Origin of the sequence: Bradyrhizobium sp. (assembly GCF_035652035.1) — a bacterium.
Taxonomy (GTDB): Bacteria; Pseudomonadota; Alphaproteobacteria; order Rhizobiales; family Xanthobacteraceae; genus Bradyrhizobium.
In genome coordinates this window covers 91,486-107,606 of record NZ_DASREO010000013.1, presented here as the reverse complement: position 1 = coordinate 107,606, position 16,121 = coordinate 91,486, and the positions used below count along the sequence as shown (strand labels likewise).

Here is a 16,121-nt window from a genome sequence, read left to right as displayed (position 1 = left end):
GTAATGACGGTTATCGAAGCGTTAATGGCGATGCCTGAAAGGCCGGGCCGCCCGGCGTGTCCGCCTGGTCCCGATCATGCCGCGTCCTCCGGCGCGTCAGACGCCGGAGGACGGTCCGGAATGGCTTCCGTGCCCCGGGGAGAAAAAGCACGAAAGCACTGGGCCTACGCGCCGGGCCGTCAAGCGTTCCTAATCCCGCCCGCTATCATAAGTTAAGGACCGCCTTGCGGAACCGGCTTAGGCTCGGGTTCCCCCGGGGAGAGCGGAGGCCAACAATGTCGATCGAAGGGGCATTTGATCCACGTGCGCTCGCCAACATGAACGTTGCTTTGGATCGCGTCTGCGAGAAAGCCGCGGACGGGGAAAAGCATTCGGTCCGCAAACGCGTTGCCAAACAGATCATCAAATGCGCGCGCGCCGGCAAGACCACGCTCGGCGATCTGACAGCGGCAGGAAGGCGTGCGCTTATTGAAATTGTGCCGGCGCCGAAATAGCGCTGCGGCGTCATGCCGGCGGCCTTAGGCCACGCGACATCAACCATCCATTGATGCGTCTTGCGGCCTCGGCCTGTCTTGCCTTCTTCAGGAGATCTTCGCGCTCCGCGCCTTGCGGCAGCGACTGCGCGGCCTGACGCGCTTCCTTCGCGGCCATCTGCAGCCGTTCGTCGAACGAAACAGTTTGCTTCCGGCGATTACGTCTCACGATCATGGAAACCTCCCTTCGGATTCCACGTTGCGATGGATCGCTACAGCGCGTCGCTAACTTACGTTACCGCATGGCAGAAAATACGCAGGCGCCGTTCTGGGGCCGTTTTTTTTGCGACGCTTGTGTGACACTGCGGGGCAAGTCTCGGGACAAGTCGCGCCCGACAGGAACGTCGGCGCGCGCCGGGGATTGGTCGTCTGAAGGGACCGATCGCGCCGCCATTCGCGCCGGCAAATGAGAATGGTCTCCGGCGGTCCTGGCGCAGCCAGGCGCATTTGGCTCAAAGGCTCGGAAATCCGAAGATGCTGGACAACCAGACCCTTGTAGACAACGTGCATCATGATCTCGGCGACCGCGGTTATTTCGTCGCGCCGCTTGACGACCTCGTGCGATGGACGCGATCGGGTTCGCTGATGTGGATGACGTTCGGACTTGCCTGTTGCGCGATCGAACAGATGCAGGTGTCGATGCCGCGCTACGACATCGAGCGTTTCGGCGCGGCGCCTCGGGCCTCGCCGCGGCAGTCCGATGTGATGATCGTCTCCGGAACACTCTGCAACAAGATGGCGCCGGCCCTGCGCAGGGTCTACGACCAGATGCCCGAGCCTCGCTACGTGATCTCGATGGGCTCCTGTGCGAATGGCGGCGGCTATTATCACTATTCCTATTCGGTCGTGCGCGGTTGCGATCGCATCGTGCCGGTGGACATCTACGTCCCCGGTTGTCCGCCGACCGCGGAAGCCCTGCTTTACGGCGTTCTGCTGTTGCAGAAGAAAATCCTGCGCAGCGGCAGGATCGAGCGATAGTTGATCGACGCTGTTCGTCGATGGCGCCCGACAGCGGTCGATGGCCCGCCGACAGGATTGACGCTGCTCAGCAAGTAGCGCCGCTCTGCCAGCCCATCCTGACGCTCCCAGCCCATCCCGACCTTGTCAGTCGCCCCGTTTTGGGACAGCCCGCGAAAAAGCCGTCAGGTGTTGCGTGCTTGCAATGGACTATGGCGAGCATGGGTGTAGCGTTCGTTCCGGGGTAGTGCCGCGGAGTCGGGGGCGATGAAAGCCTGGCAAGCTGCCTGCATTGTGAGTGCGATAGCACTCACGGGGATAAGCTATCAGCTGGTGATGATCGTACAGCTCGGCGGAAACACGCCGGGTGTGACCACGCCGGACGTAGCGCAAAAGGCGGCTATGAATGCCGAGACATCGGCGACGCCTGTGCCTGCGGTCTCCGCCGCCATGCCGCAGACGTCTGTCGAAGTTGCAACGGCGCCTGCAGCAGTGCTTGAGGCAGCACCCGCAGCGGCGCCCGCAGCAGCGCCCGCTGCGGTGGCGGAGTCGGCATCCGGACCACCGTTGATCGCCAAAGCGGAAACCGGCGACGATCCCGGCGATACAAAATCGGTGGACACGAAATCGGTCGACTTGAAGCCGGCGGACACGAAGCCGGCGGACTTGAAACCGGTGGACACCAAACTTGAGGACTCGAAAGCGGCGGAGACGAAATCAGCGGACTCGAAATCGGGCGACGTGAAGCTGGCGGATCTGGGCCACCATGATGTCGTCCTGCCGCCAACGCGCGATGTGTCCACCGATGCCGCCACTCCGGTCGTCACCCCCGCGAAGGCGACGCCGGATTTCAAGTATCTCATCTATTACGTCTGGTCCGAACTGCCGCCTGCCGAGAAGCCCGCGGCTGTCGTCCTGAGAGCATTCAAGGACATCCCGGTCGGAACGCCGATCGAGGAGATCAAGCGCGCGTCCGACGCTTTTGGTCTCGACTTCAATTTCATGAAAGCGGTTGCGAAAATCGAGTCGGACTTCGATCCCAAGCAACGCACCGGGTCGTATATGGGGCTGTTCCAGCTGAGCAAATACGAGTTCGCCAAATATGGCTCCGGGCAGATTCTCGATCCGCGCGACAATGCCGTTGCGGCCGCCTACAAGGTCATTACCGAAGGCATTCTGTTCGATTGGGTGACGCACAAGACGCCGACCTTGAGCGATCTCTACCTGATCCATCAACAAGGCTGGGAAGGCGCCGCCGAGCACATCAGCCAACCCGATCGCATCGCCTGGAAATCCATGTGCGCCACCGGCGAAGGCAGGGAGAAAGGCGAAAAGTGGTGCAAGCGCGCGATCTGGGGCAACACGCTTCCCTCGATCAAAGACACATGGAAATCGGTCGACAAACTGACATCCGAGGCGTTCGTCGGAATGTGGCGCGATCGGGTTGCCAACTTCATGTCGAAATACATGTCGACCGCCACCGCTGCCGCCGAACGGGCGAGTCCTTAAAATTTCCGCCCGCTAATATCCAAGCGCCAGACCCGTGCCGCGCCGCGGATCGTTCGCGCCGTAATATCGGTTGCGGCCGACCGGCTTGCCCTCCAGGCTCGGCGCGCCGACGATGATCGCGGCGAGGTGATTGGCCGGCAGCTGATCGTCGAACTTGTACCCCATGCCCTCGAGGATCTTCCGCGTGTCCGGTGAGAGCCCATACGGTTCGACATTGGTCACATCCGGAAACCATTGATGATGGATGCGCGGCGCATCGACGGCTTCCTGGATGTTCATCTGGTAGTCGATGACGTTGAGGATCGTTTGCAGCACCGCGGTGATGATGCGCTTGCCGCCGGGCGTACCGATCACGAGCACCGGCTTGTCATCTTTGGTGATGATGGTCGGGCTCATCGAACTCAAGGGGATTTTGCCCGGCGCAATCGCATTCGCATCACCTGACACCACGCCGTACTTGTTGGTCCGGCCCGGATCGGGCGTGAAGTCGTCCATTTCGTCGTTCATCAGGACGCCGGTGCCGGTCGCGACAACGCGCGCGCCAAACCAGTCGTTCAGCGTATAGGTCAGCGACACGGCGTTGCCGGCGCGATCAATGATGGAAAAGTGCGTGGTGTTGGAGCCTTCATGCGCCATCACGTCCTTGCCGAATTCGCTGGAGACACCGGCCTTGTCGACGGCGATGGAGTCGCGAACTTTCGCGGCGTAGCCTTTGTCGATCAGCCGTGCGACCGGATTTTTGACAAAGGCGGGATCGCCAAGAAGCGTACCGCGATCGGCATAGGCGTGACGCATCGCCTCGATCTCGTCATGCAGCGCCATCGCCGAGCCCCAGCCAAGCTTGCGGAGCGGGTATCCCTCCAGGATGTTCAACATCTCGCAAAGGGCGACGCCGCCGGAACTCGGCGGCGGCGCCGAGATCAGGTGATAGCCGCGGTACTCGCACTCGATCGGCGCAAGCTCGCGCGTCCGGTAGCTCGCGAGATCTTCTTCCTCGAAGATTCCGCCGCCGGCGCGGCTCGCCTTGACGATGGCGAGAGCCGTCTTGCCCTTGTAGAAGCCGTCCGCGCCATGCGAGCGGATCAGGCGCAAGGTGTCGGCGAGATCGTGCTGCACCAGTCTTTGGCCGGCGGTGAAAGGCTGTCCCTCTTTGAGGAAGATTTTTGCGGTCGGCGGAAACTTCCTGAAGTCGTCGGTCGCCGTTGCCAGCATGTCGACGTCGCCCTGGTCGAGGATGAATCCATCGTCGGCGAGTTCAATCGCCGGATCGATCAGTGCGGCGCGCGTCATCGTGCCGTATTTCCAACGCGCATATTCCAGACCCGACACGGAGCCGGGGACGCCGGCGGCGAGCCACCCCACCGTGCTCAGGCCACTGGCGACCTTGCCGTCCTTGTCGAGATACATGTCGCGCGTTGCCGCGCGCGGCGCCTTCTCGCGAAAGTCGAGAAAGGTCTTGCGACCGTCGGCAAAGCGAATGGTCATGAAGCCGCCGCCGCCGAGATTGCCTGCGGCTGGATAAACGACTGCAAGTGCATATCCGACCGCAACCGCGGCATCGACTGCATTGCCGCCGGTTTTGAGAACGTTGACCCCAACCTCGGTCGCAAGGTGTTGCGCCGTGACCACCATGCCATGCTCGGCCGCGACCGGCCGTGTCGAGGCGGCGTCGGCAGCGGGAACCGACACCACCGACCACAGGCAGGCAGCTAGAATAAAAAGTTCCGCGAGCCTTGCTGGGACAAGGTCAACTCGATCGGCGCGGGTTTTCAACACGGCGTGAAAAGCTCGCAATGACTTCTTCCTTCCGATTCAGTATCTTGCAATCCGACCAGCGGCAGGGTCGAATGCAAGTTCCAGATCTCTTCTCTAGCAGGGTTTCTCTCCGAATGCTTCCCGGGCGCCGCTTTGCCGCTGCCACGGCGTTCTCGCTGATCTCAGCCGGACTTTTCCTTAATTTCCCCGCTATGGCCGCATCCGACGGTTGCGCCGGGGTGACCGTCCTGCCATCGCCGTTTTCGCCCTGGAGCGGCGCGCCGCTGCGGGTCATGGTCATTGCGGAGAAGCCGGTCGCAGGCACGCTGTCGCTGGTCGCGCCCGACGGCAGCGTCGCCGTCAAATCGGCGGAGCATCATGAGGGCCCGCCTTATTCCTGGTTCGCCGAGGTCGCTTCGCCTGCCGCGGGCACCTGGCGCGCGACGCTTAACTCCGCCGAGTGTGGTCCGATCGCCCGCGACATCACGGTGGTGGGACGCAAGCCGGAGCCTTTCCGCATTCCGGCGGGAATGATCTGGCCGACGCGCAACAGCTGGAACAGCACGAGCGAAGCGCTGTTCTCGGCGTGGATCGAAAAACTGTTCGACGGACCGCCGGAGCAGGATCTGAACTGGAAGGTCTGGTACGAGGTGCTGCGCGATCCCCGGCGCAATTTCCTCTACAATTATCTCGGCCGTAACGAAGACATCACCCAGACCGGATTGCGGCCCGACTGTGCCGACTTCGTCTATTTCCTGCGCGCTTATTTCGCCTTCAAAATGGGACTGCCGTTCGGCTATTCGAACTGCTCGCGCGGAAAGCCGCCGAGGTGCGGGCAATGGTTCGACGTCGAGCATCCGGAAGTGACGCGGCCACCGCCGCCGCCCGGCCAGGACACGGGCGCGACGGTCGCAGACGCACCACCGCCGCCACCTCCGCCGCGGCAGACGTCCAGTTTCCTGGGGATGTTCAGCCAATCGGATGCGCCGGCAGATCAACCTGCTGCCGCTCCGGCTGCGAAAGCGGCTCCGCCGAAGCCGAAGCGCCCGACCAACTTCGCGGAATATCTGCGTGACGTCGGTGATGTCGTCCATACCGGTTCCGTGCGTGCCGGCGACGACAGTGCCGATTTCTACACTGTGCCGCTGACCAAGGAAGCGTTGCGGCCGGGCACGGTCTACGCCGACCCTTACGGTCATGTGCTGATGCTGGTGCATCGGGTGAACGAAGTGAACGGCACGCCCGGCGTGTTCCTCGCCGTCGACGCCGAACCCGACGGGTCGATCACGCGCAAACGCTTCTGGCGCGGCAATTTCCTTTTTGCACACGAGCCCACGTTAGGGGCACCCGGCTTCAAGCATTTCCGCCCCATCGTGCGCGACAAAGGCGGCCCGCTGCACCGGCTCAGCAACGCCGAAATCAACAGGCATCCGGAGTTCGGCGATTTCTCGGCCGAGCAGTCGCAGATGCCGACGGAGGATTTCTACGACCGCATGGACGACGTGATGTCGCCGGAGCCGCTCGATCCGATGCGCGCGATGGCGGACGCCATCACCAGCCTGAGCGAGCAGATCAGGACGCGCGTCACGGCGGTCGAGAACGGACGCAACCATCAAAACAAGGCGCCCGGCGACACGTCGATGCCGGATGGCGCTTCGATCTTTCAGGCAAGCGGCGCCTGGGAGGATTTCTCGACGCCGGCGCGCGATCTTCGCCTGTTGATCGCGATCGATGTGGTACGAAACTTTCCGGATCGCCTCGTGCGCCGTTCAAACCGCTACGCGATCCCACCGGGCAAGAGCGCCGCTCAGGTGAGGAACGAATTGCAGGCGGCGCTGACGTCCGAGCTCGCCTCGCGCAAGGTGACGTATACGCGCAGCGACGGTTCGCAGTGGACGTTGTCGGTCAAGGACGTGCTCGATCGCGCCACCGATCTCGAGATGGCCTATAACCCGAACGATTGCGTCGAGCTTCGCTGGGGCGCGCCTGAAAACAGCGAGGAGGCCGCAACGTGCAGGCGGCACGCGCCGCAGGCGCAGCGCGCCAAGATGTCGAATTACCGCGCCTGGTTCCGCGACCGGCATTGGCCGGCGCATACGTAAGGCAGACCACCGGCGGGTCCCTTCGTCGATAAGTCCGTGATTCTACGGAATTCCCGGATGTGCTGCCATGTCCGTCAAACTTTAAGTTCACCCTTACCATGAGATTTTACAGGCTGTTATCCGCCATTAACTAGGCTGGCTCGTCCAGAGCTCCGATTCCGAGGTTCGCAAGCTGTTGGAGCGACCTCTGATGCGAACATCGGAATCAAAGGAGCTCTGACAAAATATTGGTTTGTGGTGCGGTCTTTGAATTTGAAGTTCCTGTAACGAACTCGCGGCGAAACTGACAGGAACTTCAAATTCGCCGCACCAGTGGGCGCGGCTTTCCATGACATGGGTTGGCAATATCAGGCGCTGGTTCAGGCTCGGCAACGCCAATAGACCGGCGAGCCGAGCATTGCTGCTTGAGCAGTTCCGCATCCTCACCAGCCAGATACCCGTTCTGTATTGCGTCACCATCGTCGACAGTCTCAGCATCGCCTACGTGCTGCCGTCCTCTGTCGACTGGGCGCTCAGGTTTGGCCTGCCGGGTGTCCTCCTCGTCATATGCGCTGTCCGGCTGGTGCACTGGACCAGGCTGAGAAAGGTCGTGCCCACGCCCGAACAGGCGCTGAGCTATCTCTCCAGAACGCGCCTTGTCGCGGCCGCCGTGAACGCGGGCTTCTCGGCCTGGGCACTCGTGCTGTTCGAGAATGTCGATTTCAACTCGCGCGCGCCAATCGCGCTCCTGGTCTTCATGGGGTCGGTCGGGAGCGCCTATTGCCTTGCGAGTTTTCCGAGCGCCGCTCGCCTGACGCTGCTTTTGTCCGGCGTCCCGATCTCGCTGCGTCTGATCCTTTCGGGAGAGGCTCTGCTCGTCTGTATTGGCCTCAACCTCTGCCTTTCGCTGATGCTGCTCGTGCGCATCATGAACATCAACTACCGTGACCTCGTGAAGCTCGTGGCGTCGCGGGCAAAAATGCTCGCCGAGCGGGAGCGCGCAAGGCGGGCGGAGGCCACAGCAACGCTGGAGCAGCTGAAGGCCAGCCTGATCGCGGGCCGCTTCGATCTCGCGCTCAACAACATGTCGCAAGGCCTGTGTTTTTTCGACGGCGAGCAGCGCCTGGTGGTCTGGAACCGCCGCTACACCGAGGCCTATGATCTGCCGCCCGACAGCCTTCGGCCTGGAATGCTGCTCAAGGAGGTCATCGATTTGCGCTACGCGGCGGGCAGCGCGCCCGCCATGACCAAGGAGGCTTATCACGACTGGCGCAACAATGTTCAGGGCTTTCACCACCCGAGCGATACCATCGTCGAACTTGCCAACGGCCGCGTCATCCAGATCCGTCACCGTCCGATGCCCGATCACGGCTGGGTCGCAACCCACGAGGACATCACCGAACGCCACCGGACCGAACAGGCGCTCACCGAGGCGAAGGCCAATGCGGAGCGCGCCGAAGAGGCCGCGCGCGTCGCGCATACGACGTTGTTGAACGCGCTGGATGTCGTGCCCGAGGGGATCGTGATCCTCGACGCGGACGACCGCTACGTTCTCTGGAACCGCCGTTACGGAGAGCTCTATTCCGAAAGCCAGAACGCGCTGGTCGCGGGCATGCGCTTTGAGGACACGCTGCGTTTTGGCCTTGCAAACGGCCAGTACCCGGAAGCCAAAGGGTGCGAAGAGGAATGGCTGCGGGAGCGGATGGCGCGCCATCGGCAGCCACAGAGTACGCAAGAGCAACTGATTGCAGGAGATCGCTGGATCCGGATCGAGGAACGGCGCACGGCTGACGGCGGCAGCATCGGTATCCGTGTCGATATCACCGACCTGAAACGGCGCGAGGCGTCCTTCCGCTTGCTGTTTGAGGAAAATCCGCTGCCGATGTGGGTGGTCGACATCAACACGCGGGAGCTGCTCGCCGTCAACGCGGCGACCTGCCGGCACTACGGCTATTCGCGGGAGCAGATGCTCGCGATGACGGTCGACCAGATGCGCCACCCCGACGAGACCAAACAGTTGCACCAAGAGTTTCGCGAGCACGGGGGGGTGCAGACCGCGCAAACGACGCGCCGGCACATCACGGCCGACGGCCGGGTGATCGAGGTCGCGATCGAAGCGCGGCCTTTGTCCTACAACGGTCGCGAGGCCTGCGTCGCCGTGGCGTTCGACATGACCGACCGCAAGCGCGCCGAACAGCGCATCCGGCATCTCGCCTGTCATGACGCGCTGACCGACCTGCCGAACCGCGCCGCGCTCGACGAATATGCCTCCGATTTGCTGCAGCGGTCCCATCGGGATGGCAATCGTTTTGCGGTGCTGTGCCTGGATCTCGATCGCTTCAAGCAAATCAACGATCTGTTCGGGCATTCGACCGGCGATCTGGTCTTGCGCGAGGTGACGCACCGCCTGCAGGCGGCCGCGCAAGGGGCATTTCTCGCTCGAATTGGCGGCGACGAGTTCATTGCGATTGCCGAACAGGAGCCGCTGCCGTCCAGCGCGGAACTGCTTGCAGGGCGGCTGCAGGCCGCGCTTGACGACGAAATCGAGATCGAGGGGCACCGCTTCGAGCTCGGGCTCAGCATCGGAATGGCCGCTTATCCCCGCGATGGCGAGGACATTACCTCGCTGATCGCCAATGCCGATGCCGCGCTTTACCGCGCCAAGCATGACGGGCGCGGCGCGATCCGTTTTTTCACCGCGACCATGGACCAGCAATTGCGTGACCGGCGCGCGCTGGAACGCGACTTGAAGCTGGCCATTGCAAACGGCGAGCTGTCGCTCGAGTACCAGCCGCAGCAGAACGCCGACGGCAGGATCATCGGCTTCGAGGCCTTGGCGCGCTGGCGACATCCGCAGCGCGGTCCGGTGCCGCCCTCCGATTTCATTCCGGTTGCCGAGGAAAGCGGCTTGATCGTTGAGCTCGGCGAATGGGTTCTGCGCGAGGCCTGCCGGGAAGCCGCATCCTGGCATCCCCCGCTGCATGTTGCTGTCAACGTTTCGGCGATCCAGTTCCGGCGAACTGCGCTGGAGCGGACCGTGCAAATCGTTCTTGACGAGGTGGGGCTCGCACCCGGCCGGCTCGAGCTCGAGATTACCGAAGGGGTTTTGATCGAAAACGTCGGGCGCGCCAAGCAGACGCTCAAGGAGCTGAAGGCTATCGGCGTGCAGCTTGCGCTTGATGACTTCGGCACGGGATATTCATCGCTGTCCTATCTGCAGTCGTTTCCGCTCGACCGGATCAAGATCGACCGCACGTTCATTTCAAATCTCGGCCGCACCGAGCGGTCGCTCGCGATCGTCCGCGCGGTGATCGGCCTGGCGCACGGATTAGGGGTGCCGGTGCTTGCCGAGGGCGTCGAGACCAGCGCGCAATTGGCGGCGGTCATCAACGAAGGCTGCGACGAGGTGCAGGGTTATCTGATCGGCCGGCCGCAGCCGATCGAGGCCTACGGCGCGATCACTACGACCGGCGGCATGGCGGATGCGCGAGTCCAGCAATCTGTCTGAGATCTGCGGCCAATCAAGACGAAGCCAGCACCTTGAACCGCGCGAGAAAGCGCTTTTCGGCTTTCGCAGCGCTCCACGGCGTCAAATAATCCTCGCGCGTTGCCGGTGACAGTCCGGGATCGCGCCCGAACAGGCGCTTGGCTTCGTCGGCCGCAAAGCCCGCAAGTTCAGTGGCTTCCAGATAGGCCGCGCCCTTGTCGGCCGTCTTGATCGCCTGCGTGATCGGGTCGGCGAGCACGGCCGGCAGGCCAAAACGGATATGGATCGCCGACAGCAGCCGCTTTTCCACCGACTTGTAGTCTTCGCCGAGCACGGCCTTGAACGGCGAGATCATGTCGCCGATCACATATTCGGGCGCATCGTGCAGCAGCGCCGCGAGACGCCAGCTGACGTCGATACGCGGCATCTGCTCGCGCATCATGGTTTCGACCAGCAACGTGTGCTGCGCCACCGAAAAGATGTGCGGTCCGCTGGTCTGGCCGTTCCAGCGCGCTACGCGCGCCAGCCCGTGGGCGATGTCGGCGATTTCAATATCAAGCGGGGAGGGGTCGATCAGATTAAGCCGCCGGCCCGAAAGCATCCGTTGCCAGACACGCCTTGCGGGGTCTTCGGCCGGTTTCCTCGCCGTCATTTGGCGGGAAGGCGAAGGCTACGGCGCTTGCCGGCGCTGTGCTCATGGCAGAAGCAGGTCACGAGGTGGTCGTTGACCATGCCGGTCGCCTGCATAAAGGCGTAGACGATGGTGGGGCCGACGAACTTGAAGCCGCGCGAGGACAATTCTTTCGACATCTTGATCGACAGGGGCGTCGAGGCGGGCACGCTGGCAGTGGTCTTGAACTGATTGACCTTCGGCTTGCCGTCGACGAAGTCCCACAAAAACTTCGAGAAGCCAGCGCCTTCTTCCATGATCTTCAGATAAGACTTCGCGCTCGCGATCGTGCCCTCGATCTTGGCGCGGTTGCGGACGATGCCGGCATCGTTCATCAGCGCGTGGACTTTTTTGGCGTTGTAGCGCGCGATCTTGTCCGGCTGGAAGTCGTCGAAGGCTTTACGGAAATGATCGCGCCTGCGCAGGATAGTGATCCAGGACAGCCCGGCCTGAAAGCCGTCGAGGATCAGCTTCTCATAAAGCGCGCGGTCGTCATATTCCGGCACGCCCCATTCGGTGTCGTGATAGGCGACGTAAAGCTGGTCTTCGCCCGGCCAGGGGCACCGCGTCAGGCCGTCGGCATGCAGGCGAGCGCTTCTCGTCATGCGACCGTCTGCTTTGGTTGCAGGCGCAGCTCGTCGGCGTCTGCGATGCGGATCGAAAGGCCCCCCGCGGTCAGCGGCGTGCCGGCCTCGAGCGCCTCGCCGGCGCGGTCGATCCGGATCAGCGCGAGCGCATGACCGCCGGCCGCCGAGCCCATGGTGCCGATGGATTTATCTCCGGCTGATATCGTCGAGCCCGGCTCCGGGGCGGGCCCGTCCAGCTTGAGGCGGACGGTGCGCGTGCGCGCGGTGCCGCGATGCTGCATCCGCGACACGACCTCCTGGCCGACATAGCAGCCCTTGTCGAAATCGACACCGGCAAGGCGGTCCATGTTGGTCTCGTGCGGGAAGGCGTCACTGTACATAAAGTCGAGACCGCCACGGGGAACGCCCGCCGCAATGCGGTGCGCCTCATAGGCGGAGGCGTCGACCAGTTCGGCGCCGATCGCGTCCGCAGCTTTCTGCGCGAGTTCGCCGGGGACGAAAATCCGCAAGCCAAGCTCGGGGTTACGCGGATCGGTGAAGGTGAGATCTGGCTTCAGCTTCGCCTCGCCATCCCACGCGGCGAGCACGCCAAGACTGTCCGAGAGATTCTCTATCCCGATCTTCGCGCGCAGCCGGTAGAAGGTGAGTTTGTCGGCAAGTGCCTTCGCGAGCACTTTCGGGCAGTCGATCAGAAAGCCGCCGCCATGGCCGGACGGCGCCTCGGTGATCAGAAAGTCGATCGTGATCTTGCCTTGGGGCGTCAGCAGCGCGCCGAACCGGCCCTGACCGGGCGAAAGGCGCGTCAAGTCCGTGGTGATGAGGCCGTTGAGGAAGTCGCGGGCGGTTTCGCCTGACACCTTGACCACGCCGCGGTCGGGCAGAAGCGCAGCCTTCATGTGGGAATCTCGAGTGACATCACGCATGGGAAAGTAAGCCGCCAAGGCATAAACGACAAGGCCTGGAAGGGCTTGCTGCCAGATGCTGTCACGGCTCCTGCTCAGCTGTCATCGGGCTCGCCGAAGGCGAGACCCGCTTACGGGTGATGACACTGAAGTTTGCGCTGGCCTACTGCTTCGCCGTCGCGGTCGAGAACTCGCCGTTGCGCACGCGAACGACAAGGCCCTCGACGAACTTTGCCACCGCATCCTCGCCATAGGTGCGGACCAGTTCGGCGAACGCCGCAAACAAGCTCGCCTGCGCGAGACAATCGCCATCGACGCCATCGTGCCGTGCTTCCGCCCAGGCTTCGCTGAGATAACTGAGCGCGGCCTGCTTCTGTTCGTGGTCGGGCAAGAGGTCGCGGGCGATGAAGGGCGCAGGATGGCTCATGAACTTGGAAAGCAGCTCTGGAGGCGAGGAAGGAGCGTGGTGTAGCACGTCGAGCGGGGCGGGCTAGAGCAGTTCTTTAGGAAAGGTTAATGCGGGTCAAAAAATCCACGCGCTTGTGGAACAGTGGGGAACTCGTTGCTAGTTGGCGTAGCGCGCGGTCAGGTCGCGCGAGATCTTCAGGCCTTCATCGATGTAGCGGCGGATGGCGAGCGTCGCCGCCGGGGTGCAGCTCCGGTAGGTCTGCTGAAAGCCGTTATAGCCGCGGTTGAAGCCGGCGATCATGCGGGCTCGCCGTTCGCCTGCGGGGGTTTCGGCGTCGAGCAGCGCCTGCATTTCGTTGCGCCATTTATTGCCTTCGTTGCTGCCGCAAATGCCCCTGAGATAGTGCAGGGTTCCGAGAATCTCGGCAAACCGCTGCAACTCGTTGTCGAACGGCGCGGCGTTCTCCTGCGCGCGCGCAGGGCTTCCGAGGCAGCACATGACGATGAGGGAAACAGCGAGAAGTTTCGGCATAAGGGGTCCAGGAAACCTGTTTGGTATGCCCCCTGGGGATGCCGGACGCAAGCGTTGAGGTCACTCGCTTACAGGCCCAGAACCCGCCGGGCCTGTTCAATCACGGTGGGAAGTCCATCGGTGATCTTGAGATCGCCCAAGGCATCGGGCGAGAGCCACTGATAGTCGTCGAGTTCCTCGTTGAGATGAGGCTCACCGGCGCTGCAGCGCGCGGCAAACGACATGATCACATAATGTCCGCCGCCGGCGGCAATCGGTACGACCTCGCGCCAGCCGGCAAGGCCCGCGATTTCGATTTTCAGCGCGGTCTCCTCCATCACCTCGCGATGGAGAGCGGTATGAAGGGTTTCGCCGAATTCGACCCGGCCGCCGGGCAACGAATAAAAACCTTTCGCCGGCGATCTCGCGCGCCGCACCAGCAGCACCTTGCCATCGCGGAAAATTGCAGCGCTGACCGCAAGCTGGGGAGGGGACGAAGGAGGGGACGTCAAGGCAGGATCCGGGACCGATGATTGCGCAAACTTTGCGAAGCTTAGAACAGGACCGCGCGCAATCGCAATCAATGGGTCATGATGTATTCGACGTCGGCTGCGCCATCGCCGTTGATGACGCCGCCGGCCTGCGAGACCAGCGGCTTGACCCAGCCGGTGGCCTGTTCGGCCAATATGGTGCGGGTCTTGTCCTGCTGCGCCTTCTGCATCGCCTCGCCGACTGCAGTGAGGATCGAGGTGATGGCGTTGGTGATGCTGTCGAACTCGCCGCGGATGCGGGCGTCGGCGGCGTTGTAGGCCTCGATCGCCAGATCCCTGGCCTTGAAATTGGAGGCCGTAAAATGCTCTGCATAGGACAGCGGCCGCCAGCTAAGAAAATCCTCGGCGCATTCCGGCATGTCCGGAACCATTTCGAGCAGCATGACAGCTTCGTTGAAGTGATTGAGGTAGTCGGTGGCAAGCCCGGTGCGGGGATTGATGTTGGCCGCGCGCAATTGCTCGGCCCGCGCCGCAATGTCGGCGTTGGTCTCGGAAGCAGGTCGCGCAGGATTGGCGGCGGGTGAGGTCATTGGCCGCAGTGTTATGGTTCGGGGTTAAAGGCTGCTGAATTTTGCTTATTCGGGTACCATAAATGTGCGGACGCTTCGTTATCACCTCTTCGCCCCAGGCCTTGCGGCAACTTTTCGGTTATTTCGAACAGCCGAACTTCCCGTCGAGGTTTAATGTTGCTCCAACACAACCAATACCTGTCGTCCTGAACCATGATGGCCGGCATTTTCGCCTGATGCGCTGGGGGCTGTGGCCGGCTTGGGTGAAAGATCCCCGTAAATTTACGCTCCTGATCAATGCGCGCGCGGAAACCATCAAGGAGAAGCCGGCCTTCAAGAATGCGATCCGGCGGCGGCGCTGCCTCATCCCGGCCGATGGCTATTACGAATGGCACACGTCGGACGGCATCAAGCGGCCCTATTTCATTCACCGGCGCGACGGCCGCCCGATCGGTTTTGCCGCCGTTGCCGAGACCTGGGTCGGGCCGAACGGCGAGGAAGTCGACACGGTTGCAATTGTCACGGCTCCCGCGAGTGCCGACCTCGCCGTGCTGCATCCGCGCGTGCCGGTCACGATTGCACCTGGTGATTTCGAGTTCTGGCTCGATTGCCGCTCGGATGAAGCGGACAGCGTGACGCCGCTGATGAAGGGACCTGAGGAGGGCGAATTCGCCTGGCACGAGATTTCGACGCGGGTCAACCACGTCGACAACGACGATGCGCAACTGATCCTGCCGATCACCGACGAGCAGCGTGAGGCTGAGCGGCCCAAGCCGAAGAAGGCGAGCTCGCGCAAAACGGCTGCGTCAGATATCGACGACGGGCAGGGGAGTTTGTTCTGAAAAGCTGCGCGGGATTGCGATAGGACTTGGCTCAGAACTAGCCGCGGCGGAGGTGAGCTCCCTCTCCCCTTGCGGGAGAGGGTTGGGGTGAGGGGTATGTCGCTCCAAGAAGACCCCCTCATCCGGCGCGGACCTTGTCCGCGCCACCTTCTCCCGCAAGGGGAGAAGGAAGAATTGCCTCGTGACTAGGCCTTCAGCAATTGCTTCAGCTTGGTCACCGCACTGTCGGGCGTCGTCAGCACCGGGAGTTTGGTGGCCTCTGCGACCATAATTGCCGCGGGAGCCATGCTGTATTGCGCCAGCGCAATCAGGTCGCAGTCGCGCAAATCGCGCGAAGCCTGCACGACGAGGCGATCGTGCTCGGCACGGTCGCCGCGATCGAGCGCCGCCATCGCGCCTTTCGCAAGTTTCGTCACCAGCTGGACCGAGCCCGGAAATTCCGGCGGCATCGACTTCAGGGTCGGCGGGAAAGTCGAAAGAAGTCCGATGCGGTGACCGCGCGCGATCGCCTGTTCGATCATCGCTTCGTTTGGCTTCAACACCGGCATCGGCGAAAGATCACGCGCGACGGCGTCGATGCAGGGACCGAAGGCCGAACAGGTGAACAGGATCGCGTTGGCGCCGGTCGAGACGGAATAGCGTCCAAGCGCGAGGAAGCGATCGGTCATCTCGGGCGTCAACCGGCCATCGCGCGCCACATCCGCCGACAGGCTGTCGTCGAGCAGGTTCATCAGCGTCGCTTCGGGCCAAAGCCGCGCGAACGAGGCTTCGATTGGTGCCAGCGAATGCTTCAATGCATGGATGAGGGCGATGCGCATT

Annotated in this window: 16 protein-coding genes; 6 read left to right on the top strand and 10 right to left on the bottom strand. The window is 62.7% G+C overall.

Translation table 11 applies throughout. The features are described 5' to 3' along the window. The first annotated feature begins 275 nt into the window (after window positions 1-275). Window positions 276-494: a hypothetical protein gene (locus VFB05_RS04220; RefSeq protein ID WP_325009116.1), complete on the top strand. Its 219-nt coding sequence runs from the start codon at window positions 276-278 to the stop codon at window positions 492-494. Window positions 495-504: 10 nt separating this feature from the next. On the opposite strand, the gene VFB05_RS04215 is transcribed toward VFB05_RS04220, so the two are convergent. Further along, window positions 505-708: a hypothetical protein gene (locus tag VFB05_RS04215; RefSeq protein ID WP_325009114.1), complete on the bottom strand. Its 204-nt coding sequence runs from the start codon at window positions 706-708 to the stop codon at window positions 505-507. Between the two features lie 299 nt (window positions 709-1,007). Here VFB05_RS04215 and VFB05_RS04210 point away from each other — a divergent pair, with 299 nt between their 5' ends. Together VFB05_RS04210 and VFB05_RS04205 are read left to right on the top strand one after the other, a co-directional pair. Then, window positions 1,008-1,511, top strand: a complete 504-nt coding sequence (locus VFB05_RS04210; protein ID WP_325009112.1) for an NADH-quinone oxidoreductase subunit B family protein — start codon at window positions 1,008-1,010, stop codon at window positions 1,509-1,511. Window positions 1,512-1,757: 246 nt separating this feature from the next. Beyond that, the gene (locus VFB05_RS04205; protein ID WP_325009110.1) at window positions 1,758-2,999 is read left to right on the top strand and encodes a transglycosylase; all 1,242 of its coding nucleotides are present in this window, start codon (window positions 1,758-1,760) and stop codon (window positions 2,997-2,999) included. A 12-nt stretch (window positions 3,000-3,011) separates the two neighbouring features. Here VFB05_RS04205 and ggt read toward each other — a convergent pair whose 3' ends face one another. Continuing rightward, window positions 3,012-4,631, bottom strand: a complete 1,620-nt coding sequence (gene ggt / locus VFB05_RS04200; protein WP_325009174.1) for a gamma-glutamyltransferase — start codon at window positions 4,629-4,631, stop codon at window positions 3,012-3,014. A gap of 257 nt (window positions 4,632-4,888) precedes the next feature. Here ggt and VFB05_RS04195 point away from each other — a divergent pair, with 257 nt between their 5' ends. Continuing rightward, window positions 4,889-6,856: a hypothetical protein gene (locus tag VFB05_RS04195; RefSeq protein ID WP_325009108.1), complete on the top strand. Its 1,968-nt coding sequence runs from the start codon at window positions 4,889-4,891 to the stop codon at window positions 6,854-6,856. A 328-nt stretch (window positions 6,857-7,184) separates the two neighbouring features. Continuing rightward, window positions 7,185-10,343, top strand: coding sequence for an EAL domain-containing protein (locus tag VFB05_RS04190; RefSeq protein ID WP_325009106.1), 3,159 nt, complete (start codon window positions 7,185-7,187; stop codon window positions 10,341-10,343). A 13-nt stretch (window positions 10,344-10,356) separates the two neighbouring features. Here the strand turns inward: VFB05_RS04190 and VFB05_RS04185 are convergent, their stop codons facing one another. The 7 genes from VFB05_RS04185 to VFB05_RS04155 form a co-directional block, all read right to left on the bottom strand. Next, window positions 10,357-10,974 (bottom strand): HD family hydrolase, encoded by a 618-nt coding sequence (locus VFB05_RS04185; protein ID WP_325009104.1) that lies wholly within the window; start codon window positions 10,972-10,974, stop codon window positions 10,357-10,359. Beyond that, complete coding sequence (locus tag VFB05_RS04180) at window positions 10,971-11,597, bottom strand: DNA-3-methyladenine glycosylase I (protein ID WP_325009102.1); 627 nt, start codon at window positions 11,595-11,597, stop codon at window positions 10,971-10,973. Before VFB05_RS04180 ends, VFB05_RS04185 begins: the two co-directional genes overlap by 4 nt. Beyond that, the gene (locus tag VFB05_RS04175) at window positions 11,594-12,475 is read right to left on the bottom strand and encodes a folate-binding protein (protein ID WP_325009100.1); all 882 of its coding nucleotides are present in this window, start codon (window positions 12,473-12,475) and stop codon (window positions 11,594-11,596) included. Before VFB05_RS04175 ends, VFB05_RS04180 begins: the two co-directional genes overlap by 4 nt. Before the next feature lie 169 nt (window positions 12,476-12,644). Then, on the bottom strand, window positions 12,645-12,908 hold the full coding sequence (locus VFB05_RS04170; protein WP_325009098.1) for a hypothetical protein: 264 nt from the start codon (window positions 12,906-12,908) through the stop codon (window positions 12,645-12,647). A 138-nt stretch (window positions 12,909-13,046) separates the two neighbouring features. Beyond that, on the bottom strand, window positions 13,047-13,421 hold the full coding sequence (locus VFB05_RS04165; protein WP_325009096.1) for a TIGR02301 family protein: 375 nt from the start codon (window positions 13,419-13,421) through the stop codon (window positions 13,047-13,049). 68 nt (window positions 13,422-13,489) lie between these two features. Beyond that, a complete protein-coding gene (locus VFB05_RS04160) occupies window positions 13,490-13,912 on the bottom strand; it encodes an NUDIX hydrolase (protein WP_325009094.1) in 423 nt (140 codons plus the stop codon). A gap of 68 nt (window positions 13,913-13,980) precedes the next feature. Next, window positions 13,981-14,481, bottom strand: coding sequence for a hypothetical protein (locus VFB05_RS04155; protein ID WP_325009092.1), 501 nt, complete (start codon window positions 14,479-14,481; stop codon window positions 13,981-13,983). A 62-nt stretch (window positions 14,482-14,543) separates the two neighbouring features. Between VFB05_RS04155 and VFB05_RS04150 the strand changes: the two genes are divergently transcribed. Then, window positions 14,544-15,302 (top strand): SOS response-associated peptidase, encoded by a 759-nt coding sequence (locus tag VFB05_RS04150; RefSeq protein ID WP_325009090.1) that lies wholly within the window; start codon window positions 14,544-14,546, stop codon window positions 15,300-15,302. Between the two features lie 185 nt (window positions 15,303-15,487). On the opposite strand, the gene VFB05_RS04145 is transcribed toward VFB05_RS04150, so the two are convergent. Next, a complete protein-coding gene (locus VFB05_RS04145) occupies window positions 15,488-16,120 on the bottom strand; it encodes an aspartate/glutamate racemase family protein (protein ID WP_325009088.1) in 633 nt (210 codons plus the stop codon). Window position 16,121 lies beyond the last annotated feature (1 nt).